This is a genomic window from Sphaerotilus sp. FB-3 (assembly GCF_023706025.1).
Taxonomy (GTDB): domain Bacteria; phylum Pseudomonadota; class Gammaproteobacteria; order Burkholderiales; family Burkholderiaceae_C; genus Sphaerotilus; species Sphaerotilus sulfidivorans.
The window spans coordinates 1-23705 of record NZ_BQWE01000035.1; the positions used below are offsets into that span (position 1 = coordinate 1).

16 protein-coding genes are annotated in these 23705 nt (G+C 71.6%); 11 read left to right on the plus strand and 5 right to left on the minus strand.

What is annotated here, in order from left to right; translation table 11 throughout:
- Positions 1-101: 101 nt before the first annotated feature.
- From tssK to tagF, 4 genes are read left to right on the plus strand one after another with little or no spacing between them, the layout of a single operon-like run.
- Positions 102-497 (plus strand): type VI secretion system baseplate subunit TssK, encoded by a 396-nt coding sequence (gene tssK, locus NFT33_RS14080; RefSeq protein ID WP_251676268.1) that lies wholly within the window; start codon positions 102-104, stop codon positions 495-497.
- 20 nt (positions 498-517) lie between these two features.
- Entirely contained in the window at positions 518-1846 is a 1329-nt protein-coding gene (gene tssL / locus NFT33_RS14085) for a type VI secretion system protein TssL, long form (protein ID WP_251676270.1), read from the plus strand.
- A 10-nt stretch (positions 1847-1856) separates the two neighbouring features.
- Positions 1857-5489, plus strand: coding sequence for a type VI secretion system membrane subunit TssM (gene tssM, locus NFT33_RS14090; RefSeq protein WP_251676272.1), 3633 nt, complete (start codon positions 1857-1859; stop codon positions 5487-5489).
- 3 nt (positions 5490-5492) lie between these two features.
- Positions 5493-6107 (plus strand): type VI secretion system-associated protein TagF, encoded by a 615-nt coding sequence (tagF, locus tag NFT33_RS14095; RefSeq protein ID WP_251676275.1) that lies wholly within the window; start codon positions 5493-5495, stop codon positions 6105-6107.
- A gap of 32 nt (positions 6108-6139) precedes the next feature.
- Here tagF and NFT33_RS14100 read toward each other — a convergent pair whose 3' ends face one another.
- On the minus strand, positions 6140-6895 hold the full coding sequence (locus tag NFT33_RS14100) for a PP2C family protein-serine/threonine phosphatase (protein ID WP_251676277.1): 756 nt from the start codon (positions 6893-6895) through the stop codon (positions 6140-6142).
- The gene (tagH, locus tag NFT33_RS14105; RefSeq protein ID WP_251676279.1) at positions 6892-8559 is read right to left on the minus strand and encodes a type VI secretion system-associated FHA domain protein TagH; all 1668 of its coding nucleotides are present in this window, start codon (positions 8557-8559) and stop codon (positions 6892-6894) included. Before tagH ends, NFT33_RS14100 begins: the two co-directional genes overlap by 4 nt.
- Positions 8560-8807: 248 nt before the next feature.
- Between tagH and NFT33_RS14110 the strand changes: the two genes are divergently transcribed.
- From NFT33_RS14110 to NFT33_RS14140, 7 genes are read left to right on the plus strand one after another with little or no spacing between them, the layout of a single operon-like run.
- Positions 8808-10631, plus strand: coding sequence for a serine/threonine protein kinase (locus tag NFT33_RS14110; protein WP_251676281.1), 1824 nt, complete (start codon positions 8808-8810; stop codon positions 10629-10631).
- Between the two features lie 32 nt (positions 10632-10663).
- Entirely contained in the window at positions 10664-12367 is a 1704-nt protein-coding gene (locus tag NFT33_RS14115; RefSeq protein WP_220785110.1) for a serine/threonine protein kinase, read from the plus strand.
- A 17-nt stretch (positions 12368-12384) separates the two neighbouring features.
- The gene (locus tag NFT33_RS14120; RefSeq protein ID WP_251676283.1) at positions 12385-14613 is read left to right on the plus strand and encodes a hypothetical protein; all 2229 of its coding nucleotides are present in this window, start codon (positions 12385-12387) and stop codon (positions 14611-14613) included.
- A 38-nt stretch (positions 14614-14651) separates the two neighbouring features.
- A complete protein-coding gene (locus NFT33_RS14125) occupies positions 14652-15881 on the plus strand; it encodes an OmpA family protein (RefSeq protein ID WP_251676285.1) in 1230 nt (409 codons plus the stop codon).
- Between the two features lie 39 nt (positions 15882-15920).
- Positions 15921-18854 carry a choice-of-anchor D domain-containing protein gene (locus tag NFT33_RS14130; protein ID WP_251676287.1) on the plus strand — a complete coding sequence of 978 codons (2934 nt, stop codon included), beginning with the start codon at positions 15921-15923 and terminating at the stop codon, positions 18852-18854.
- Positions 18851-19174 carry a JDVT-CTERM system glutamic-type intramembrane protease MrtJ gene (gene mrtJ, locus NFT33_RS14135; RefSeq protein ID WP_251676289.1) on the plus strand — a complete coding sequence of 108 codons (324 nt, stop codon included), beginning with the start codon at positions 18851-18853 and terminating at the stop codon, positions 19172-19174. Before NFT33_RS14130 ends, mrtJ begins: the two co-directional genes overlap by 4 nt.
- A gap of 40 nt (positions 19175-19214) precedes the next feature.
- Entirely contained in the window at positions 19215-20252 is a 1038-nt protein-coding gene (locus NFT33_RS14140; protein ID WP_251676291.1) for a porin, read from the plus strand.
- On the opposite strand, the gene NFT33_RS14145 is transcribed toward NFT33_RS14140, so the two are convergent.
- The 3 genes from NFT33_RS14145 to NFT33_RS14155 form a co-directional block, all read right to left on the minus strand.
- Positions 20240-20995 (minus strand): hypothetical protein, encoded by a 756-nt coding sequence (locus NFT33_RS14145; RefSeq protein ID WP_251676294.1) that lies wholly within the window; start codon positions 20993-20995, stop codon positions 20240-20242. The genes NFT33_RS14140 and NFT33_RS14145 overlap by 13 nt on opposite strands.
- 173 nt (positions 20996-21168) lie before the next feature.
- A complete protein-coding gene (locus tag NFT33_RS14150) occupies positions 21169-21666 on the minus strand; it encodes an immunity 26/phosphotriesterase HocA family protein (protein ID WP_251676296.1) in 498 nt (165 codons plus the stop codon).
- 48 nt (positions 21667-21714) lie between these two features.
- Positions 21715-23532, minus strand: coding sequence for an RHS repeat domain-containing protein (locus NFT33_RS14155; RefSeq protein WP_251676298.1), 1818 nt, complete (start codon positions 23530-23532; stop codon positions 21715-21717).
- Positions 23533-23705: the final 173 nt, after the last annotated feature.

The window sequence follows — 23705 nt, forward strand, 5'->3', positions numbered from 1 at the left end:
GGGTCGATGGTCGTACCGCCCGGTCTCATTTCTCCACCGCTCGTGTCCTCAAGGCTGCTGGGCGGTCACCTTGAAAGGGATGGTCCTTCGAGCCCGAGCGCATGGCGGTGCAGATCGCGCTGACCGACCGCGGCAAGGGCTGGCACACCGCGGCGGTGCCGACCAGCGAGCTGGCGCGCCAGGCCGCGCTGGTGCTGGCGGTGCAGGCACAGCTGCCGGCCGAGCAGCTGCGCCTGCGCGTGCCGGCGCAGCTCAAGGTCGGCCCGCCCGAGCGCATGCGCGAGGTGGTCAACGGCAACCTGACCGGCCTGCACCTGAGCAGCCTGCCGGTGGTGCCGCGCGAGCTGCCGCTGCACGCCGGCTTCCACTACTTCGAGCTCGAGCGCAGCGGCGAGCTCTGGCAGGCCTTCGGCCGCAGCGGCCACCTGGCCTTCTTCATCGGCGGCGAGTTTCCCGGCCTGGCGATGGAGCTGTGGGCCATCCGGGCGCCGCAGTGAACCGACCGTCTGGAGACCGAATGAGCATCCCGCCGCCGCCGCCCGACGATCCCTTCGGCTCGACCGGCGAGCACACCTTCATGATGCCGACGCCGGGCCGGCGCGCCCGTGCCGACGGCAACGCGGCCGCGGCGCCCGCCGGCGCCCGGCCCGAGGTCGCCGCCGACCTGCCGCTGCCGCAGACCGGCCTCAATCCGCTGGTCGCGCTGGCCAATCCGCTGCTGTGCCTGGCGCCGCAGCTGCGCGCGACCGTGCGCGTCGCCGATCCGCAGGCGCTGAAGGACCAGGTCGCGCAGTCGATCCGCGACTTCGAGCAGCGCGCCCGCGCCCAGGGCCTGCCGCAGGAGCGGGTGCTGGCCGCGCGCTACATCCTGTGCACCCTGCTCGACGAGGCCGCCGCCGGCACGCCCTGGGGCAGCGGCGGCACCTGGAGCCGCAGCAACCTGCTGGTGACCTTCCACAACGAGGGCTTCGGCGGCGACCGCGTCTTCCAGCTGATGACCCGCCTGGCCGAGGATCCGGCGACCAACCGCGACCTGCTCGAGCTGATCCTGGCGGCGCTGACGCTGGGCTTCGAGGGCCGCTACCGGGCGGTCGAGGGCGGCGCGGCGCAGCTCGAGGCGGTGCGCGACCGGCTCGCGCAGATCCTGCGCGGCGTGCGCGGCGACCATGCGGCGGCGCTGGCCGAGCACTGGCAGGTCACGCCGCAGGCGCGCCGCCCGCTGCTGGGCTGGCTGCCGCTGTGGGTCACCGGCGCGCTGACCGCGCTGGGCCTGCTCGGCCTCTATCTCGGGCTGCTGCTGTCGCTGGGCAGCGCCTCCGATCCGGTCTTCGCCCGCATCGCCGCGCTGCGGGCGCCCCCGCTGCCGGGCGCGCCGGTGGCCGCGCCGGCGGCCCCGCCGCCCGCGGCCGCGCCCCGGCTGGCACCGCTGCTGCAGGCCGAGGCCGCCTCCGGCCGGCTGACGGTGCGCGACGAGGCCGACCGCAGCGTGATCGTGCTGCATGGCGAGGGCCTGTTCGACAGCGGCAGCGCCCGGCTCGACGCCGACCGCGAGGCCATGGTGCGGCGCGTCGCCGAGGTGCTGCGCAGCCAGGCCGGTCGCATCACCGTGACCGGCCACACCGACAGCGTGCAGAGCCGCTCGCTGCAGTTCCCGTCGAACTGGCATCTGTCGGAGGCCCGGGCCGCGACGGTGCGCGAGCTGCTGGCGGCCGCCGGCGTGCCGGCCGCCCGGCTGCAGGCGCGCGGCGCCGGCGACAGCGCGCCGGTCGCGGCCAACGACAGCCCGGCGGGCCGGGCCCGCAACCGCCGCGTCGAGATCGAGCTGCGCACCGGCGCCGGAAGCTGAGAGCCTGATGATGAAGAAGCTGCTGTCCTGGATCCTGCACCCCTGGCTGCTGGCCGCGCTGGGCCTGCTGGCGCTGGCACTGCTGATCTGGTGGGCCGGTCCGCTGGTGGCCGTGGCCGGCCGGGTGCCGCTGGCCGATGCGGGCGTGCGCATCGCGCTGATCGCGCTGCTGGCCGGCGGCTGGCTGGCGGTGCAGCTGGCGTCGCTCTGGCAGGCGCGCCGGGCCAACACCCGCATGATCGAGGGCCTGGCCGCCGCGCCCGGCGCCGGCACGGCCGCCGGCAGCGGCGAGAGCGCCGAGCTCGGGCTGCTGCGCGAGCGCTTCGAGCAGGCGCTGCAGACGCTGCGCGGCATGCGCTTCGACACCCGCGCGGACTCGCCCGGCCGGGCCCGCGGCGCGCTCGACGCGCTCTCGGACCGGCTGTCGCAGCGCCATCTCTACCAGCTGCCCTGGTATGTGTTCATCGGTGCGCCCGGCTCGGGCAAGACCACCGCGCTGCTCAATGCCGGTCTGCGCTTCCCGCTGGCCGGGCGCTTCGGCCAGGAAGGCCAGCGCGGCATCGCCGGCATCGGCGGCACGCGCCACTGCGACTGGTGGTTCACCGACGAGGCGGTGCTGATCGACACCGCGGGCCGCTACACCACCCAGGACAGCGACCGCGAGGCCGACCGCAGCGCCTGGAACGGCTTCCTGGCGCTGCTGCGCGACGGCCGGCCGCGCCAGCCGCTCAACGGCGTGCTGGTGACCGTCTCGGTTGCCGACCTGCTCACCCGCGGCGCGGCCGAGCGGGCCCGCGAGGCCGCCGCGGTGCGCGCGCGCATCCAGGAGCTGCACGAGCAGCTCGGCGTGCGCATGCCGCTGTACCTGCTGGTGACCAAATGCGACCTGCTCGCCGGCTTCACCGACTATTTCGCGACGCTCGACCGCGAGCAGCGCGCCGCGCCCTGGGGCTTCACCTTCCCGCTCGATGCCCGGCTGCACAGCGACGCCTCCGGCCTGACGACGGAGTTCGACCGGCTCGGGCAGCGCCTCACCGACGGCCTGATCGAGCGGCTGCAGGCCGAGCGCGATCCGGCGCGGCGCGCACGCATCTACGCCTTCCCGCAGCAGTTCGACGCGCTGCGCGAGGTGCTGCGCGAGTTCGTCGAGGAGGTGTTCGCGCCCTCGCCCTTCGAGGCCGACCCGATGCTGCGCGGCGTCTACTTCATCAGCGGCACGCAGGAAGGCACGCCGCTGGACCGCATGCTCGGCGGCCTGGCGCGGCAGCTCGGCCTCGAGCGCGCGGCGCTGCCGCCGCTGGCCGCCAGCGGCCGCAGCTTCTTTCTCGAGCGGCTGCTGCGCGAGGTGGTCTTCGCCGAGAGCGCGCTGGGCGGCACCCGGCTGAAATGGGAGAAGCGCCGTCATCTGATGGCGACGGGCGCCTATGCGGCGCTGGCGCTGGTGGCGCTGCTGGCCGCCGGCCTGTGGCTGCGCAGCCATGCGCTCAACCGCGACGACATCGCCGCGGTCGACGCCCGCGCCGCCGCGCTCGAGGCCGAGCTGCGCACCACGCCGGCGCGCCAGCAGCCCGATGCCGCCGCGCTGCTGCCGCTGCTGGAGGCCACGCGCCGCATCGCCGAGGTCGACGACAGCCCCGGGCGCCACTTCGGCCTGTACCAGGGCGACAAGCTGCAGGACGCCTCCGCGCAGGCGCTCGAGCGCATGCAGACCGAGGGCCTGCTGCCGCGGCTGGCGCTCGGCCTGGAGCAGCGCCTGGCCGCCGGAGCCGGCGCGGCCCGGCCGGAGGCGCAGTACGACGTGCTCAAGACCTACCTGATGCTGCACGACCCGAAGCACTTCGACGCGAAGTGGCTGGCCGTCTACCTGCGCGCCGACTGGGACGAGAGCCTGGCCGGCCGGCTGGACGCGACGCAGCGCGCCGCGCTCGAGCATCACCTCGACGCGCTGCTGGCGCGCGGCGCCAGCACGCCGTCTCGGCCGCTCGACCGCGCCCTGGTCGAGGCGGCGCGCGAGCGGCTGCGCCAGATCCCGCTGGCGCAGCGCGTCTACAGCCGGCTGCGCCTGCCGGGGCTGCTGCCGGCCGAGCTCGGCGCCTTCACCGCGACCGCCGCCGGCGGCCCCGAGGTCACCCGCATCCTGGTGCGCGGCAGCGGCCGGCCGCTCAACGAGGGTCTGCCGGCGCTCTACACCCGCGCCGGCCACCAGGACTTCGTCCAGCGGTTGCCGCGGCTGGCCACCGAGCTGGCGGCCGAGGAGTCCTGGGTGCTGGGCCTGGCCGCCGAGTCGCGCAGCGTCGCCGCGGCCGATCCGCAGGGCCAGGCCCGGCTCGCCGACGAGGTGCGCCGCCTCTACCTGAACGACTACGCCCGGCTGTGGAGCGACTACCTCGCCGACCTGAAGCTGCGCCCGACCGAGACGCTGGCGCAGGCCATCGAGGTCGCGCAGACGCTGGCGCTGCCGGGACCGAGCGCGCCGCTGCGCCGGCTGCTGCGCGCAGCCGCCGACGAGACCACGCTGGCACGCCCGGCAGCCCCCGGCGCCGAGAGCGCGGTGCGCGAGGCCGCGCGCGGGCTCAAGGACCGGGTGCTGGCACCCATCCTCGGCGACGGCGCCGCCGGCCGGGCGGTCGAGGCGCTGCAGCCCGGCCGCGAGCCGCTCGAGAAAAGCCTGGTCGACGACCGCTTCGTTCGGCTGCACGAGCTGGTCGGCGCCGCCGATGCCAAGGGACCGGTGCCGCTGGACGACACCATTCGGCTGCTCGACGAGATCGCGGTCTTCCTGCAGGCCACCCAGGCGGCGACGCAGTCGCGCACGCCGCCGCCGCCCTCGCCGACCCCGGCGCGCGCACGCGCCAGCGCCGGCCAGCTGCCGCCGCCGCTGGGCGCGATGGTCGAGCGCCTGGTCGCCAGCGGCACCAGCGCCGCGCTCGGCGCGACCCGCGAGGGCCTGGGCAGCGCGATCCGCGCCGAGATCGGCGACTTCTGCCGCCAGGCCATCGGCGGCCGCTATCCCTTCGACCGCTCCAGCAGCCGCGACGTCACGCTCGACGACTTCAGCCGGCTGTTCGCGCCGGGCGGGCAGATGGACCAGTTCGTGCAGAAGAACCTCGCGCCCTATGTCGACACCACCACCCGGCCCTGGTCCTTCCGCGCGGTCGAGGGCGCGCGCATGGGCCTGAACTCGGCGGCGCTGCTGTCCTTCCAGCATGCGGCCGAGATCCGCGATGCCTTCTTCCGTGGCAGCGCCACGCCGGTCGTCAGCGTCGACTTCCGGCCGGTGTCGATGGATCCGGCCATCCTTCAGCTGCAGATCGACGCCGGCGGACAGACGCTGAGCTATGCCCACGGCCCGGCGACGCTGACGCGGCTGCAGTGGCCGAGCCCGCGCGGCGGCGCGCAGATCCGGCTGAGCATCAGCCCGGCGCCGGCCGGCGGCAGCGCGGGCCTGAGCACCGAAGGCCCGTGGGCGCTGCTGCGGCTGATCGACCGGGCGCAGGTCGCACCCGGCAGCGGCCCGGAGCGCATGACCGCCACCTTCGACATCGAGGGCCGCAAGGCGGTGTTCGAGCTCATCTCCAGCAGCGTGCAGAACCCGCTGCGGTTGCCGGCGCTGCGCGCCTTCAGCTGCCCGACCGGACTCTGAGCGATGCCCGGCGCACCGGACTGCGGCTGGTTCGGCAAGCTGCCGGCGCTGGGCGACTTCGGCTCGCGCCGGCTGCCGCCGCCGATGCTGGCGCGCTGCGACGCCTGGCTCAGCGCCGGTCTGGCCTCGAGCCGCACGCGGCTGGGCGAGCGCTGGCTCGAGCTCTACCTGGGCGCGCCGCTGTGGCATTTCCTCTGGTCGCCCGGCGTGGTCGATCCGCAATGGTGGAGCGGCGTGCTGATGCCCAGCGTCGACCGGGTCGGACGCTATTTCCCGCTGCTGCTGGCCGCGGGCTGGAGCGACGGTCCGCCGGACGATCCGGCCGGGCTGCAGCGCTGGCTGGACGCGCTGGCCGAGGCGGGCCGCGACTGCCTGCGCCCCGGCGCCAGCGTCGAGCGGCTCGAGGCGGCGCTGCAGGCGCTGCCGCCGCGCCCGGCCGCCGCGACGGCCGCCGCCCTGCCGCGACGGCTGGTCGAGCGCGCCGTGCCCGCCGGCCACGGCCTGTGGTGGAGCCCGGACGAGACCCTGCGGCCAGACGCGCAGGCGCCGCTGGCCGCGCCGGTCGCCGGCCTGCCTCAGGACGCGGACTTCGACGCGCTGCTGGACGGCCGCGACTGAGCCCCGGCCGCCCTCCAGCACCTGCTCCCGCCTCAGCGGCGCCGGTGCAGCCGCAGCGCCACCGCCGAGAAGTTGTCCTGCGTCGCCAGGGCCTGCGCGGCGATGTCGTCGCGCATCGCGGCGAGCCAGCGCGCGGCGTCGGCGCTGGCCTGGCAGGAGCGCGCGATCGCCTCGGCCTCGAGCGTGTCCCACCAGCCGTCGCTGCACAGCAGGAAGGCATCGCCGTCGTGCAGCGGCTGCGCCTGCGCGGTGACATGGACCTCGACCGGCTCGGCGCCGCCGAGCGCGCTCAGCAGCTGGTTCTTGCGCGGATGGTGGCGCGCAGCCTGCGGCGTCAGGAAACCGGCATCGACCATCTGCTGCACTACGCTGTCATCGCGGGTCAGCGCCTCGGCGCGGCCGTCGCGCACCCGGTAGAGGCGGCTGTCGCCGACATGCGCCCACAGCGCCTCGCCGCGCCCGCGGTCGATCCACAGCGCCACGACGGTCGCATGCATGCGCTGGCGCCCGGCGCTGCCGGCCTGTGCGTCGGACAGGCGGCCGTGCGCGCATTCCACCGCCGCGGCCAGCGCCGCCGCCTGCAGATGCCCGCCCAGGCTGGCCTGCGCCAGCCGCTCGTCGATCGTGGCGACGACCAGGCGAGAGGCCTCGTCGCCGCGACGGTGACCGCCGGCGCCGTCGGACAGCACCGCCCAGCTCAGCAGCCCGGCATGGCCGCTGCGCAGATCGTCCTCGTTGTGGTCGCGGCTTCCCGTCTGCAGGCAGGAGGCGATGTCGATGTCGATCATTTCGGCATCCCGCGGTCACCGGCGGCCGAGGCCGCGCCGGGCGGCGCATGCCGCTCGGCGTCGAGCCGGTCGAGCTGCTGCTCGTAGGCCTGCAGGAAGGCCTTGCCGAACAGCGCCTGGACATCCTCGCGCGACTCCTCGCGCACCGCCTGGAAATGCTGCAGGTAGAGCTCCCACAGCCGGGCGCGCCGGTGCATCGGCAGCAGGCTGTCGATCACCGAGCGGCTGCTGAGCCGCGCCTCCAGCGGCTCGGGCGCAAAGCGGTCGAGCACGCCGTCGAGCGCCGCGCGCATGCCCGCCATCGTGCCCACCGCATGGCCGACCAGATCGTCCATCGCCTGCTCGACCGCCTGCGGCCCGGCCAGGAAGCCGCGCAGCGGCGGCTGCAGCAGTTGCTCGAGCGCCACCGGCGCGTCGGGCGAGAACTTCAGCGGATTGTTGTGGCGGGCCTGGATCATCGTGACCTGGGCATGCAGTTCGGACTTGGTCGCGGCCCGGGCGGCAATCAGCTGCAGCATGCCCGCGACCGCGTGATGCAGCATCAGCCCGATGTCATGCATCAGCGCCGGTGTCAGCGCGTGCGACGACATCCGCTCGGTCGCGATGCCGGCCCCGTCGCAGAAGGCCGACCACAGCGCGTCGGGCGCCGCGGCTGCGGCGGGCGTGATGCGGACCGGCGGCGACACGCCCGGCGAGGCGACCATCGGCGGCGGCGGCGCCGGCGGCATCGGCAGCACCATCGGCGCGTGGATCTCGGGGGTCCGGTCGGCCCGCGGCGGACGCGCCCCCGACATCGGCGCCGTCGGCGGATTCAGGAAGTCCTGCACCGCCTGGTCGCCGGCCGGCGGACGCGAGCGCGGTGCCGTATTGCCGAGAAAGTCCGACAGCACATCGTCGCTGCCGCTGGCACTGCCGGCCGGACCGAGCAGGTCGCCGAAGGCCGAAGGCAGCGCACCGTCAGGCACGGACATCGGCACGGACACCGGCGCTGGCGCATGCGGCTGAGGCGCACCCCACAGATCACGAAAGGGATCGGTGCTCCCGACGCCTGCCCCCCCGCCTGCACCGGCGCGACCCGGATCAGGTGACGGCACAGGAGCCCGCATCGGGGCCGACGTGCCGCCGAAGAATGCGAACGGATCGAGCGGATCGAGCGGATCCGTCGGCCCCCCCCCGGACGGCGCAGGCGATGGCACCGGCGATGACGCTGGAGCGGCGGCAAGCACAGGTGCAGCAGACACCGCCGGCCCGGTGGCCGGCGCCGCGCCGATCGCCGACATCATCCGGGTGAACTCGCCCGGCCCGGGGCCGGCAGGCGCCATGACCGTGGCATCGGCCTGCGCGGGCGCAGACAGGCTGACCGCCAGCAGATAGCTGCCGATCTGAAGCTCGTCGCCATCGACCAGCGTCGCGCTGCGGCCGGAGGGCACCGGCCGGCCGTTGTGGATGATCGGGCTGGCATGGCTGACATTGCGGATGCTGAACCCGCGCTCGCCGCAGCTGACCTCGGCCTGCCTGCGCGAGATGTGCCGCTCGGGATCGGGCAGCATCAGCGTGCAGTCCTCGCCCCGACCGAGCGTGCCGCCCTGCAGGTCGAACAGGCCGGTGATGGCCTGCGTCAAGGGCTGGCCGGCCAGGCTCACGGCACGGATCAGCAACTGCATCATGACCTCCTCAGCAAGCCCAGGCCCGAGCGGCGTGGGCCGGGCCAGTGTCGGCCCGCCCCACGCCGGACGACAAGCAACGAAAGTCATGCGCGCGGACACCCCGCAGGGCGACCAAAGTCACAAGACGGCCCGCGCCGCGGCCGCTACGCTGGCACGGATCGCTTCGGCACGACCCTGCACCTGCCCCCCCTCTCTCAACCCTCTCATCACCCCATTCCTCCCAACTCCTGCGACGGACAGACAGCGTGGACGAAGAAGGCACCCTGAGCATCGGCACCCGGCTGGGCGAGTTCGAGATCCGCGGCCTGGTCGGCATCGGCGGCTTCGGCATCGTCTACCGGGCCTTCGACCACGACCTCGAGCGCGAGGTGGCGATCAAGGAATACATGCCGGGACTGCTGGCCTCGCGCGGCGACGACGGCTCGGTGCAGCCGCGCGGACGCACGCATGGCGAGACCTTCGGCGCCGGGCTGCGCAGCTTCATGCTCGAGGCGAAGATGCTCGCGCGCTTCGACCATCCGGCGCTGGTCAAGGTCTTCCGCTACTGGGAAGGCAACGGCACCGCCTACATGGTGATGCCGCTCTACCAGGGCCAGACGCTGGCGCAGACACTGCGCCAGATGCCGGCGCCGCCCGGCGAGGTCTGGCTGATGGGCGTGCTGGTGCCGCTGCTGGGCGCCCTCGAGACGCTGCATGCCCAGCACATCTACCACCGCGACGTCTCGCCGGACAACATCCTGCTGCTGCGCAACGGCCGGCCGGTGCTGCTGGACTTCGGCGCCGCACGCCAGGTCATCAGCGACCGCACGCAGACGCTCACCGCGATCCTGAAGCCGAACTACGCGCCGATCGAGCAGTACGCCGAGATGCCCAGCCTGCGGCAGGGCCCGTGGACGGACCTGTATGCGCTGGGAGCGGTCGTCCATGCCTGTCTGACCGGCAAGCCGCCGCCGCCGGCGGCCGCACGCACGCTGCAGGACGAGATGGTGCCGCTGCCCGAGACCGGCGCCCGCCTGAAGGCCGAGCAGGGCCTGCGCTACAGCGACGCTTTCCTGCAGGCCTGGCAGCAGACGCTCGCGGTGCACCCGGACCAGCGCCCCCGCAGCGTCGAGGCGCTGATGCGCCTGCTGGGCCTGCTGCCCGTCCTGGGGCCGGGCGACGACCCGGACGCGACCCGGATCGCCGCCCCGATCGCGCAACCAGGCAGCGACCCGGATCGCACCGTGGTGGTGACCGGCCCGACCGGCAGTCCGCCGGGCCGCACGGCACCACCGCCTCCGCCCGCCGCTGCACCGCCGAGAACCAGACCGGCGCCGCACACCGCCAGCCTGGAGCCGCGCACCGGCCGCGACATGCGCATCGTGCTGCCCGGCATGACCCAGCCGGCCGCGGCCCGCACGCAGCCAGCGGCAGCACCCGCCGGCGCGGCGGGCACGACGGCCCCATCCGCCGGACCCGAGGGTGAGCGCAAGGCAGGCTCGGGCTCGGGCTCACGTGCACCGATGCTGGCAGGCCTCGGTGGCGCCGTGCTGCTGGCGGGGGCGGCGCTGCTGATGTGGCCGCGTGCTCCCGCCCCGGACGCGACGACCGGTCTGGCCGCCAGCGCCGCCAGCGCACTGGCCAGTGCGCCCACCGCGGCCGGCCCGGCCAGCGCACCGCTGGCGGAGATCATCACCGAAGAGAAGGAGCCCCCCGCACCGACTCTCGCCCCCGTGCCGGTGCTGCACCCTGTCCCGGTGCCAGCACCGCCCGCCCCGTCGCCCCCCCGTCTGCAGCCACCTGCGCCAGCGCCTTCTGCCCCGGCACCCGCCATCGCTGCGCCTCGTCCGGCACCCGCGCCTGTGCCGGCGCCAGCGTCCCGCCCGCCCTCCTCCGCTCCGCCCTCCTCAGCTCCAGGCGAAGCGGCCCGGCCGAGCTCGCCCGAGGAGGCCTGCGGCGGCCGGGTGCTGATCGCACGGGACCTCTGCATCCAGTCGCAATGCCGCAAGCCGGAATTCCAGCGCCACCCGACCTGCACCGAGCTGCAGCGGCGCAAGGAAGAAGAGGAACGCAGGGAGCTCTACCGCTGAAGCGGCAGCGACACGCCGACAGGAAGCCCGTGATGACAGAACCCTCCGCCCCCGCAGACGATCCGGACCGGACCCGGCTCGGTCCTGCGCCGATCGGCCTGCCGCAGCCCGGCGAGCTCGCCGACGACGAGTTCGGCAACGCGCTGCCCTCGGGCACCCGGCTGGAGGAGTTCGAGCTGCTGTCGGTCATCGGCGAGGGCGGCTTCGGCATCGTCTATCTCGCTCAGGACCATTCGCTGCACCGGCGGGTCGCGATCAAGGAGTACATGCCCTCGTCGCTGGCAGCGCGCACCCAGGCGATGACCGTCTCGGTGCGCTCGCGCCGCCATGCCGACACCTTCGAGGCCGGCCGGCGCAGCTTCATCAACGAGGCGCGGCTGCTGGCCAGCTTCGATCATCCCTCGCTGATCAAGGTCCACCGCTTCTGGGAGAGCAACGGCACCGCCTACATGGTGATGCCCTACTACATCGGCCGCACGCTGGGCGAGGTGCTCAAGACCCTGCCCGGTCCGCCCGACGAGCTCTGGCTGCGCACGCTGCTGATGCCGCTGCTCGATGCGCTCGAGACCATGCATCGCGCCGACACCTGCCACCGCGACATCGCGCCCGACAACATCATGATCCTCGAGGACGGCCGCCCGGTCATTCTCGACCTCGGCGCGGCGCGGCGGGTCATCGGCGACATGACACAGGCACTGACGGTCATCCTGAAGACCGGCTACGCGCCGATCGAGCAGTACGGCGAAATGCCCGGCGTCCGGCAGGGGCCGTGGACCGACCTGTATGCGCTGGCCTCGGTCGTGCATTTCGCGCTGACCGGACGCACGCCACCGCAGTCGGTCACCCGCATGGTCACCGACAAGTACCAGCCGCTGGCACACAGCGCGGCCGGCCAGTGCAGCGCGGCCTTTCTCGAGGCGATCGACGCCTGCCTGGCGGTGCTGCCCCAGCACCGGCCGCAGAGCGTGGCCGAGCTGCGCGCGCTGCTGGCCGCCACAGAACCGCGCGTGGCTGCACGGCCGCCGCCCCCCCGCGAACCTGCCCCGAGGCCGACGCCTCCTCCGGTCATCGCAGTGCCACAGCCACCTGCTGCGGCAAGCTCGCCTGCACCGCCACCTGCACCCGATCTGGCGCCAGCGCCAGCACCAGCACAGCCACGAGCGAGCTCCGGCGCCTGGGTGGCGGCCGGGGCCCTGCTGCTGGTCGGAGCGGCCGGGCTGGCCTACACGCTCGGGCGCCCCACGCCATCACCGCAGCCTTCGCCGCTGCCGGCGGTGCCGGCACAGGCGCCTGCGGCACCGGTGGCCGCCGCATCGGCACTCGAGTCGCTTCCCGCCTCCGCGGTGCCCCCCTCGCCGATCGCCGTCGCGCCGCCGGTGGCCTCCGGGGCAGCACCTGCCGCAGCCACAGCCCCGGAGCCGGCGATCGCACGCAGCACGGAGCGCAAGCCGGCGGCACGCGCCTCCGCCTCCGCCTCCACCAGCGCAGCGCCTGCGCCAGCACGCCCGCCGAAGACGGACCTCCCCGCGGACGAGAGACCGCCGCTGTCGCCGCCGGAGGTCTCCGACCGTTCGGCCTGGAGCCCGGACGGACGGCCACCGAAGGTCGTCCCGGTTCAGCCCCCTGCACCGGACTATGTCACCCGGCTCAAGTGCAATGACCTGCTGCAGAAGTCGGCCCTGGGCGACCCGGTGACCGACGCCGAACGCAGCTTCATGCAGCGGCAATGCCGCTGACTTCGAGGACCGCTGCCATGACCAAGACCACGCTCGCCCTGCTGATCGCACTGGCCCTGGCGGGCTGTGGAGGCGGCGGGGGCGGGGGCACCGCACAGGACAGCGGCCCGGACAAGACGACGCTGTCGGTGGCGGCCCAGGACATCGACGGCGACACGCTGCACTACCAGTGGCGCGTGACCGCCGGCCATGTCGACGACCGCGATGCCCCGAGCACCACCTGGACGCTGCCGAGCGGCCCCGGCCTGCACTTCGCCTATGTCACGGTGACCGACGGCCGGGGCGGTCATGCCGAGGCCCAGCATGCGGTGTCGTCCGACGCACTGGACACGGTGTCGGCGCGCCGCGCCCAGGCCCTGCACCGCCCCCCGACCGTCGTGGATGAGGGGCAGCTCGGCGGACAGCTGCGCCTGCTGGCCGAAGGCCGCTGGGTCTTCACCGGCCACGACGGCGCCAGCACGGGCGAGCGTCTGCTCGACCTGCCCGACGTGCAGGTCGACCTGCGCGACAGCACAGGCCGGACGGTCTTCAGCGGCCGCAGCGACATGCGCGGCGAAATCGTGCTGCCCCGTCTGCCCATGCCGGCCCCAAGCTCCGGGGGCTATCGCCTGCACTGCACCCGCGACACGGCACGGGCACGCGACGCCTGGCCGGTCTGTGCCGCGAACTACACGCCCACCGCCACGCGAGTCACGATCCCGGTGAGCGCGGACACCGGCGCCAACCTGCGTCTGTACGGACATGTCGAGCTGGCCGACGGCTCGGCCTGCGCGCGCCTCGATCAGGCCACCGGCCAGACCCGCGCCGCCACGCTGCGGCTGCTGCAAGCCGACGGCACCGCCGTCACCGCGGCGATCCAGGCCAACCGCCATGGCGACTACCTGCTGGAGGCCGCAGTGGCCGCACAGGAGCGCCACCAGCTGGAGGTGAGCTGCGAAGGCCTGCGGCAGACCATCGATGTGCCGCAGGTCGATGCCAGCCTCGCAGCCACACCGGTGGCGATGCCACCGATCCGTCTGGCCAACACGCCGCCGCGCATCACCCGCCTGCTCGCCAGCGGACCGGATGGCAATCTGCGAGGTCGTCAGGTCACGGCGCCCCACGGCAGCCGTTCGGATGGCCTGCCGGGCTCCGACCGCTTTCTGGCCTACAAGGGACTGGACACGCCGCAAAGCGCCTGCGCCTACTACCGTGCGCTCGGTCTGGTCGCCGGCTGCGATGCGCAGGGCATGCCGGTGCAGCCGGTGACGATGGCCGACTGGCAGCGCCACCATCGGCTGCCACCCTACGACACCGGCATCGCCGCGGCCGACAAGGCCAGCGCCGACTACATCAACCGCATGGACCTGAACCTGGTGCGACGCATGTCGGCCGTGCGGCGCAGCGCCGACCAGATCGCCTTCCTGGTCTGCAACCATCCTGGTCCGGACGGCAGCAGCCAGGCCGAGATCGACAGCGTGCTCGACCAGGCGCGCCAGGGGCTCAAGCAGGTCGCCTGCGTCGGCATGGAGTGGAGCGTCACGCCCGGCGCCCATGGCGATCGGCCGTTCACGAAGTTCGTCACCTTCGGTCCGGACGGCGGGCTGCTGCTGTCGGTCAACCTCGATGGCCGTGGCGAGAAGTACATGCCCGGGGTCTGCGTCGCCTGTCATGGCGGTGCGACCCATGCCGGACGCTTCCCGACCACGCTCGGCGCCTCTCCGCAGCTGGGATCGCGCTTCCTGCCGTTCGATGCGGCCAACTACCGCTTCGGCAGCGCCCCCGGTCTGCGCGAGACCGACCAGCAGGCAGCGCTGCACACGCTCAACCGCCTCGTCCAGGCCACCGAGGGCGGTGGCGACACGCCCGTCAGCCGGCTGATCGAGGGCTGGTATGCCGGTGGAGCAACAGCGCAGGACAAGACTTACGTGCCCCCGGCCTGGATCGCCCATGCCCGCAGCGTGCCCGGCGCCGACCGGCTCTACCGCGAGGTGATCGGCGTGTCGTGCCGCACCTGTCATGTCGCCTTCGCCAGCGCCAGCGGCCGTTTCGACTGGGACCGCACCATGCCGTCCGGCTACAGAAGCCATCTGTGCGGGGGCGGCGCCGATCTGGCCGTCAATCGCTCGATGCCCAACGCGCTGGTGACGCTGGATCGCGTGATCGAGCAGCTCGACGCCGATGCCGAGCTGCGCCGTGTCAGCCAGCAGGTGTTCGGCTGCGACATCACGAAACCGGCGCCCGATCCGGTGTTCGACACGCGCTGACCCCTCGTTTTCCGCCCTGTCCTCGCAAGGCCGCCGTCATGAAGCTCCTGCCCGCCTGCCTGTACGCCGCCGCCCTGGTGCTGCTGTCGTCGATGCTGTCGCTGCCGCCGGCCGAGGCGCAGCCGTCCGCCTCCGCGTCCCCGGCGCGCCCGAAGGATCTGCTCGCGCCGGACCCGATCCGCTTCGAGGACGCGATCGCCCGCGCCGGCGCCGAGCTGCTGCAGCAGGCCGGCGATCAGCTCGGCGCCGAGGCCCGCACGCTGGTGATCGACCCGCTGATCGACGCCAACACCGGCGCGCAGACCGCCAGCACGGCGCGCATGGGCGAGCAGCTCGAAGCCCTGCTGCGACGCCAGACGCCGCAGTGGAAACCCCGCCCGCTGACCCGGCAGGCGCTGGCCGACAAGCCGCTGCTGCTGATCGGCACGCTCACGCCGGTCAACGTCGAGCGCGCGGTCGACACCGTGCCCGACGCCTTCCGCGTCTGGCTGACGCTGATCGACCTGCGCACCGGCCGGGTGGTGGCCAAGCAGCTCGACCGCAGCACGGTCGATTCGGTCAACCCGGAGCCGCTGAAGTTCTACGCCGACAGCCCGACCTGGCACAAGGACCGCACGACACAGGCCTACATCAACTCGTGCCAGGTCAACACGCGCGTCGGCGACCCGGCCGACCCGGACTACCTGAGCCGGCTGCCCGGCGCCGCGGTGGTCAACGAGGCGATCCTGGCCTACGGCGCCGGGCGCATGCAGGAGGCCCGCCAGCTCTACCGCGAGGCCGACACGATGGCCGATCCGGGCGATCTGCGCGTGCTCAACGGGCTGTACCTGACGAGCTGGAAGCTCGGTGACCCGCAGGCCGCGCGCAGCGCCTTCGAACGCATCATCGCGACCGGACTCGACACGAAGCGCCTGCCGATCAAGATCCTGTTCCAGCCCGGCCGCACGAGCTTCAGCCCGATCGGCGACCTGCCGCAGCAGTACCAGCTCTGGCTCGACACGCTGGCGCGCGAGACCGGCCGCGCCGACGCCTGCGTGCGCATCGTCGGCCACACCAGCCGCACCGGCAGCGCCCGCGCCAACGAGACGCTGTCGCGCCAGCGCGCCGAGGCGGTGCAGAAGCTGCTGGAGCGCAGCAACCGCGCGCTCGGCGCCCGGCTGAGCGCGGCGGGCGTGGGCTCGCGCGAGGCACTGGTCGGGCTCGGCACCGACGATCTGCGCGATGCGCTGGACCGGCGGGTGGAGTTCCGGGTGGTGGACTGCGTGTAGGGCCGCCCGCCAACCGGCCGGAACAGGGAGAAGCACATGATGTCGACGTTTGTCCCGAGAGCGGCCGGGCTGGCGCTGCTGCTGGCCGTGAGCGGTGCCGTCCAGGCGCAGGACTTCGACTGGAATGGCCGGGGGTGCATGACGTGCCACGGCGCGCCGCCCGCTGTCCAGGCCACGACCCCAAGCGCCAATCCGGACTGCTCGGACAGCACCCCCGTGATCGGCCTGGGCGAGGACATCGTCACCAGCACGACAGCCCTGAAAAACCGGCTGGGGTCGAACTGCGGCTCGTCGCTGATGCGGGCCATCGCCAACGACCCGGACCCGAACGCCACAGATCTGAAGGCCGTCGCGGCCTATCTGCTGAACCTGCGCGACGCCCTCGCCGTGCCCGCCGCGGCCACGCTGACGTTTCCCGGCACCACAGCCACCGGCGCCTCACGAACGGCCTCGACCTCCTTCACGCTGAGCAACTACCGGGGCACCGCGCTGACGCTGGCCCTCAGCAGCAGCAACCCGCGCTTCAGCGTTGTCCGGAAGTCGAGCAGCACCTGCACGGCCCTGACCGTGCCCGCGGCCTCATCCAGCCTGACGCCCGGCACCTGCCGCCTCGACCTCGACGTCGTCTTCCAGCCCCAGCCGGCCGACGTGGTGGCGCCACAGACCCATGCCACGCTCACCAGCACCCTCACCGTCACGCCGACCTACGCCGGCAGCGACGTGCAGCCGTCCGCCTCCGCCGGCGGCCGCACGATCACGGTCGACGCTACCGCCTACCGGCCGACGGTCACGCTGTCGCCGCAGGCCCTGGCCTTCGGCGAGGCGGTGATCGGCGGCGCCTCGGTCGTCCGGACCGTCCAGATCAGCAGCACCTATCCGGATGCCAGGACCTACGCGCTGACCCTGCCGGCCGGCATCACCGAAGACAGCCCCGAATGCGCCGGTCGGGTCATCGCCGCCGACAGCGGCGTCTGCACCCTCAGCCTGCGCTGGCAGCCCACCGCTGCCGCGATCTCCACACCCCTGCCCGCCAGCATCCCGGTCACCATCACCGGCACCGGCGGCACCGTCAGCACCAGCCTGGGCCTGTCGGGCACGGCGGCGTGGCCGCTGACGGCCTCGCCGACGCGGTTGACCCCGAGCGCCACCGGCCCCGTGTCCACCGCCCTGAGCAACCGCGGCAGCACCGCGATCGTGCTCGGCGCGTTCACCTTCAGCGGCACCGCCAGGGACGACTACCGCGTCGCCGCCAGCTCAGGATGCACGCCCGGCACGCGCGTGGACCCAGGCCTGAGCTGCACGCTGACGCTGGACTACACGCCCACCACCAGCGGCGATCGCCAGGCCACGCTGGCGATCGCCCACGACAGCGCGGTCGGCGGCAGCCCGCTGTCCATCACCCTCGACGGCACCGCCGACATCGGCCAGCTTTCGCTCGACGCCGCGCAGCCCTCTTTCCCCGACACCGTGCTCGGCGCACCCCCATCAGGCACGGTCACCGTCACGGCGCACAACACCGGCTCGAAGCCGCTGACGCTGAACGCATTGAGCCTGGGCGGCCCGCACCCGGGCGACTTCCTGCGCGCCGGCACCTGCGCGGCCGGCAGCACGCTGGCGGTCGGCGCCACCTGCACCGTGACGCTGCAGTTCCGCCCCGGCGCCACCGGCATCCGCAGCGCCACGCTCTCGATCGCCCATGACGGTGCGGCGCCGAACCCGTCGGTGCTGACGCTGACCGGCCTGGGCCTGCCGCAGCCCGTCGGCGTGCTGACGATCGACGCCGCCAACCCGCTCGACGTCGGCAGCCAGACCGTCAACGGCCTGTACGGCGCCCGCACGGTCCGGCTGCGCAACACCGGCACCGCCAGCCTGCAGCTCACTGGCGTGACGCTGAACGGCAGCGGCTTCAGCCTGGACAGCACGCCGAGCTGCGCCGCCGGCACGACACTCGCCATCGGCCAGACCTGCGATCTGGCGCTGCGCTTCACGCCGCTGGCCGCCGACACCGACTACCGCGCCACGCTGGCCGTCGCGCACAGCGCCGCCGGCGTGCCGTCGACGCTGACCGTGGTCGGGCGCGGCAGCGCGGCCGTCGTGCCGGTCGTCACCTGGGTCGGCAGCACCGAAACGCACGACTTCGGCACCCAGGCGATCGGCGCTGCCGGCACGACCACGCACACCGTCAGCCTGCGCAACCACGGGCCGGGCGCGATCCGGCTCACGCTGATCAACACCATCGGGCTGGAGGCGGCGATGTTCCCGGTCCAGGGCGGCGCGGCCGACGCCTGCGTCGCCGGCGCGCTGCTGGAGCCGGACCGGACCTGCTCGATCACGCTGGCCTTCAGCCCCGGCTCGCCGGGCACGCACGGCGCCCGCCTGCAGGTCGTCTCCAGCGGCACCGCGCTGGCGCCGCTGACGCTGACCGGCATCGGCCTCGGTCCGGTCGGCAGCTCGGCGCTGACGGTCACGCCAGCCCGGCTGGAGTTCGGCGCGACCCGGGCAGGCGCCACCTCGCCGCCGATGGCGGTGACCCTGAGCGGCGAGTCCTCCAGTGCGGTGCGGGTGCTCGGCTGGACGATCGATGGCAGCTTCGATGTCGACCGTGGCACCTGCCCGACCCCGCCCTTCCTGCTCGCGGCCGGCGACACCTGCACGGTGACGGTGCGCTTGCGACCGGTCGTGGCGGGCGAGGCCCGCGGCGTGCTGCAGATCGCCAGCAGCCCCGGCACGGATCTGCCGACCACCCTGCTGCAGGTCCCGCTGACCGGCCAGGCACAGGCAGCAGCCGACGTGGTCGGCAGCGGCGCAGGGGGCTGCAGCATCGCGCGTGCGCCCCATGGCGATCACCTCGACCCGACGCTGCTCGCGCTGGCGGTGCTGGCCGTGCTGGTGCTGGCCTGGCGGCACGGACAACGGCAGCGACAACGACGACGACAGCACCCGCACCGTGAGCCTGCGGGTCATGCGCGATGAGCTCCGACGCCTGGTGGACAGCGGTGCAGCTGCTGGTGATCGCACCGGTGCTGGAGGAAATCCTCTGGCGCGCCGGGCTGCACGAGACCCTGCTGCAGCGCTGCCGATGGCCGGCGGCCCGGATCAATCTGGCGGTGGCATTCACCTTTGCGCTGGCACACGGCCTGCGCACCCCCGGCAGCCTCTGGGCCTGGCTGACGCTGCTGCCTGCGGGGTACATCGGCTTGCTCTACCAGCGCCGACGTCAGCTGCTGCCTTGCATCGTGGCGCACGCAGCGATGAATGCGCTGTGGCTGGGCGTCACCCCATCGCTCCCGTGACGTCAGGGACAGACAGACAGACAACCCGAGGAGGCTCGCCATGCCGACTGCCCCGCTCCGCCTGAGCGCGATGCTGCGCCCCACCGGCCTGCTCGGCCCCCTGCTGGGCGGACTGCTCGCCTGCGGTATGGCACAGGCCCAGCTCGATCACTCGTTCTACGGCGTGGCCGACCTGTCGTGGGGACGCTTCGAGCCGTCAGGCCTGTACCGCCAGCACCGCTTCAACAGCAACTCGCTGACCGCCAGCTTCATCGGCGCCACCGGCAGCTACGGCTTCGAGAACGGCGTGACGGCCGGGGTCACGCTGGAGACCTTCTACCGCTTCCAGGACCTGCGCACCGGCCGCAACGACCACGACCCGCTGCTGTCGCGCAACGCCTTCGTGTCGCTGGCGCACCGCGACTGGGGCCAGGTGCGCGCCGGGCGGCTGCAGACGCTGCTGTTCAACACGACCGCCCGCTTCAACGCGCTGGGCAACTCGGTCGGCTGCTCGCCGGCGGTGCGCCACCTGTTCGCCGCCGGCAGCCTGATCGGCGTGCAGGGCGACTTCTACTGGGACCGCGCCATCGGCTACACCGCACCGAAGTTCGGCGACGTCACGCTGTCGGCGATGGCCGCCGACGGCGACCGCGACGCCCCGGGCCGGCTGTCGGCGCTGAACGCGATCTACGCCCGCGGCCTGCTGGCCGTCTCGGCCTCGTGGCAGCGCGTGCGCCTCGACCCGGAGTTCGCCGACGCAATCCGCGAGCAGGCCAGCCAGCTCGGGCTGAGCTACAACGCCGGCTGGGCGCAGGTGTTCGGGCAGTACACGCTCGTGCGTGACACCGGGCTGCAGCTCACCAGCCGGATCGCCTCGCTCGGCCTGTCGGCGCCGCTCGGGCCGGGCAAGGTGCAGCTGCAGGTCGCGCGGTCACGGGCGCTCGGCGACGCGGTCGACCGGCGCCAGCAGACCTGGAGCCTGGCCTACCTCCACGAATGGGACTCGACGCTGGATCTGTACGTCGTCGGCATGGACGACCGGGTCTGGGGGCAGACGGTGGGGCGGTCGGTGGCGGCGGGGGTGCGTTACCGGTTCTGATCGGTCGTGGGGCGAGCCGGTGACATGGACTTGATCGGCCGACTGGCCAGATCGGCCAGACAAGACAGCTTCAGCGATGCCAGCACCCCGTCCCAGCAGACCGCTTCGACCCAGGTCACGAGGTTCGTGCGCGTGACGCCAGCCTCGTCCATGACTTGTACCAGTGCCATGACCTGCCGCCGCAGCAGCCGCCGCTCGGTCAACCTCCACCCCCCGTTGATCAACGGCACAGCCAGCAACCCGCCCAGCAACGGCGCCATGTGCCAGACCCAAGCTGCGCACACGCTGCTCCAACTCAGCAGCCACAGTGCCGCTCGCACCCACATGCGCCGCACAGCGATGCTCGCCACCTGTGTCTGCAATCTGCACAATGGCTCACGCACAGCCATCGGAATACAGCTTCCGGACGGCCATCCCGGCAGACTGACCAGCATGCCTTCCAGCGTCTGGGGAGGCAAAGCCGGCACTTGACGTAGGGTCTGGGCAAGCATGGGAAGTACCAGATCACCCTGCACCCAGAAAAAAATAATGTCAATCCGCCAGCGCTGAATCGTGCGAATGTCGAGCGCATCAAAAATCAGAACGAGTACAGGAAGCCACAGCAGCAACAGTAATACGCGCCAGTCATCTGCCAGCAAAGTGCTGGTCAGACAAGTCATGCTGCCGAGCGAAAAATATATCACCAGCCATCTGTATTGTGCCGAACGCTGTGTCAACGCCTTGCGCGTGGCTTCGATGGCCATGGCATATGGTGGGGGCGCAACAGTGGTCGTGAAGCCAGCAACACCTCGGGTCATGGCTGGTTTGTTCGCATGGTAGCCGGTATCGCAGTCAAGGAGGACGACTGTACAAAACACTTGGTTATTGACTGATCGCCGGGTTGCGTCGGCCACATTTGTGACACCTGAGGCGGAGTTCAGCCCAAAGATCGGGAGGCCAGCCAGTCGGACACAGTCCGGCCGGAGACCAAGCGCTGCATTACGCGCTCAACCATCATTTCGAAGTCATGAAATTCTTGGTCAGGCAGCTCGGCCGCTTCAGAATCACTCAGCAGCCCCTCGGACTTGTTTTGGTTCACGCGGATCTTAGTGTAGCGCCCCGGCATGCCGCGCCGATACCACAGCAAGTCCACGTAGTCGAACCGGAGCGCAGGCATCTGACCCACTGGCTTCATCAGCCCCGCTTGGACATCCTCCAAGGCGAATGCCACAGGCGGGTACAGCGACGGTGCCGACCGAACAGCATCGTCGAAAACCGCGGTCGGTGTTGTGAGGGCTAGCACCTCGACCAGATCCCAACCGTCCTTGATGTTGATGATGCGGACGTAACCGAAGCGGCCGTCAAGCAGCGGCACAGCCAGCACATCGCCGACCGCACAAGTGTGTTTGGAATTCTCCTTTTGTGACTTGCTCATAGCTTGATCCATGTGCTGCACGTCCTTCCTTCCCATGGAGAGTCAGCCCTACAGGTTCTGCTGGGCCGTCAGGTAGTGCTGGTTGTAGACTTGGGCGCGATCATCGGTGCGGGACGTGTCGAAGGAATTGACACGGTTACCTGGATTGTTTCTGTAATTGTAGTTACCGATCAGCGAAGTGTCGCGTGTACCGTAGTGTTCGATGTGGGCCTGCTCATAGCCACGCGCGGCGCCGTAGGTTGGCACCTCCTCAGCGATGTGCATAGTCCGGCCTTGGCTCAGGCGGCCTGAGTCCGTATGCTCTTGGCGCCGCGTTCGGAAGCGATCCGCTTCGGTGATGCCGACATAGACGACCGTTCCGTCGCGATCCTTGATGTGATACACGACGTAGCCTTCGCCGCCATTGGTATCGTGCGGGCACGTGAGGCCGTATGGGTCGCTCCAGTTCGTAGGGTTGACTGTGTAGCGATAGAGATTGAAGCCGCCCTCAAGGCCGACTGGATCGGGGCTGATGTAGCGGCCAGCAGCGGAATCGTAGTAACGAAAATAATTATAGTGCAGCCCACTTTCAGCATCCCGATACTGCCCGGCGTAGGCCCAAGGGTTTTCTGCGGTCTGGGCAGATGACATGCGCGGATCGGGCTCCCCCCAAGCTGTACGGCGGCCACTCCAAGCCTTGCTGCCATCCACAGCGAAGAACTCAAGCGGATCACCAAGATGGTCTGTGACAATGCTGAAGAAGCACTCATCTTGAACCGATGCCAGCGGCGAGAATCCATGCGGATCGAATACCCAAAACTTCGGCGACGCATCCGGTTCTATTTCGTGGACCAATGTATCCTTGTCCCAGATGTAGTCGCGCCTGTCCCCTGCACCCTGAGCACCACATTGCTCAACCTTGGATATTCGGCGCCCCAGAGCATCGTAACAATAGGCCCAGTTTCGGCCATCAGGCAGGCCGAGGGTCTTGAGCTGATTCAGCGCGTTCCAACCATAGGTCCAAATGCGTCCGTCGGACTCGGTCTTACGAACTAGGCGTCCGCAGACGTCGTATTCGTATAGGGTACCGTCGCGCTGGATCAAGCGGTTGCCCTGCGCATAGGTCAGGTGCGCGTCGGTGAAGGTCATCCCTTCGCGCTGAACACGCAATAGATTGCCCGACGGGTCGTACTCGAATCGCTCACTGACCCCGTGGGTACTCAGTGTCTGGATCAGGCGCTCAGCGGGATCGTAGACATAGTCGATGCAGCCCCACTGCCCGTCGTTTAGCGAACGCAGGCGGCCACCTAGATCGTACCGATAATGGCGAGCGAGTTGCGCTTCACCCCCCCTCCCTGCGATGGCACCGGGTCCGCTGCGGGCGAGACTCTGCTCAATGAGTCTCCCCATCGGATCGAACTGTTGACTCAGCCGGATCTGACCCGGCAATTCAGCCGACACTGCTTGCCCGTACTCGTCTCGGGCAAATGCGATCATGTGCCGATCCTGCACAACCAGCTTGGTGATCCCTCCATTGGGGTCGAGTTCATAGTCAACTTTGTACCCGAGTGAAGTAGACGTGCCCAATACCCCGCCCAGCGCGTCGTAGCGACTGGATACCACATATGGCCCTTGCTGCTCCCTGATGATGCGACCTTGGGCATCTCGCTCGAAGGTGACCGTATGGTCTCCTTTGCGGGCGGCCGCCAGACGCCCCACGGCATCGAAGACGAACTCCTGTGCTTCGCCGTCCGGAAGGATCTGCGCCACAACCTGATGCAATGCATCGCGGCAAATCGTCACGACCTCCCCATCCGCATTCATCCAGCCGACGATTTCGCCAGAGGCGTCGTAGCGGAATTCGCGGAGTGAGCCGTCGAATGACACCTCCTTAACGATGCGTCCGGCCGCATCGCGCTCGAAGGAATAGGCTTCACGACGCTCATTGATTAGTTGATCTAGGCGGCCCGGCTCACTGCCCAGGGCTGTTCACTGCTAACACTGACCTGCGGCAAACTGCGCGGCTGACCGAGGCAGATGGAACGGGACGACGATGTCAT

What these genes read in the sequence shown, in the direction of transcription:
- NFT33_RS14120 (WP_251676283.1), top strand. Translation starts at nt 12,385, where the DNA reads ATGACCAAGACCACGCTCGCCCTGCTGATCGCACTGGCCCTGGCGGGC.
- tagF (WP_251676275.1), top strand. Translation starts at nt 5,493, where the DNA reads ATGCCCGGCGCACCGGACTGCGGCTGGTTCGGCAAGCTGCCGGCGCTG.
- NFT33_RS14115 (WP_220785110.1), top strand. Translation starts at nt 10,664, where the DNA reads ATGACAGAACCCTCCGCCCCCGCAGACGATCCGGACCGGACCCGGCTC.
- tssM (WP_251676272.1), top strand. Translation starts at nt 1,857, where the DNA reads ATGAAGAAGCTGCTGTCCTGGATCCTGCACCCCTGGCTGCTGGCCGCG.
- mrtJ (WP_251676289.1), top strand. Translation starts at nt 18,851, where the DNA reads ATGAGCTCCGACGCCTGGTGGACAGCGGTGCAGCTGCTGGTGATCGCA.
- tagH (WP_251676279.1), bottom strand. Translation starts at nt 8,559, where the DNA reads ATGCAGTTGCTGATCCGTGCCGTGAGCCTGGCCGGCCAGCCCTTGACG.
- NFT33_RS14150 (WP_251676296.1), bottom strand. Translation starts at nt 21,666, where the DNA reads ATGAGCAAGTCACAAAAGGAGAATTCCAAACACACTTGTGCGGTCGGC.
- NFT33_RS14100 (WP_251676277.1), bottom strand. Translation starts at nt 6,895, where the DNA reads ATGATCGACATCGACATCGCCTCCTGCCTGCAGACGGGAAGCCGCGAC.
- tssL (WP_251676270.1), top strand. Translation starts at nt 518, where the DNA reads ATGAGCATCCCGCCGCCGCCGCCCGACGATCCCTTCGGCTCGACCGGC.
- NFT33_RS14130 (WP_251676287.1), top strand. Translation starts at nt 15,921, where the DNA reads ATGTCGACGTTTGTCCCGAGAGCGGCCGGGCTGGCGCTGCTGCTGGCC.
- tssK (WP_251676268.1), top strand. Translation starts at nt 102, where the DNA reads ATGGCGGTGCAGATCGCGCTGACCGACCGCGGCAAGGGCTGGCACACC.
- NFT33_RS14145 (WP_251676294.1), bottom strand. Translation starts at nt 20,995, where the DNA reads ATGGCCATCGAAGCCACGCGCAAGGCGTTGACACAGCGTTCGGCACAA.
- NFT33_RS14125 (WP_251676285.1), top strand. Translation starts at nt 14,652, where the DNA reads ATGAAGCTCCTGCCCGCCTGCCTGTACGCCGCCGCCCTGGTGCTGCTG.
- NFT33_RS14140 (WP_251676291.1), top strand. Translation starts at nt 19,215, where the DNA reads ATGCCGACTGCCCCGCTCCGCCTGAGCGCGATGCTGCGCCCCACCGGC.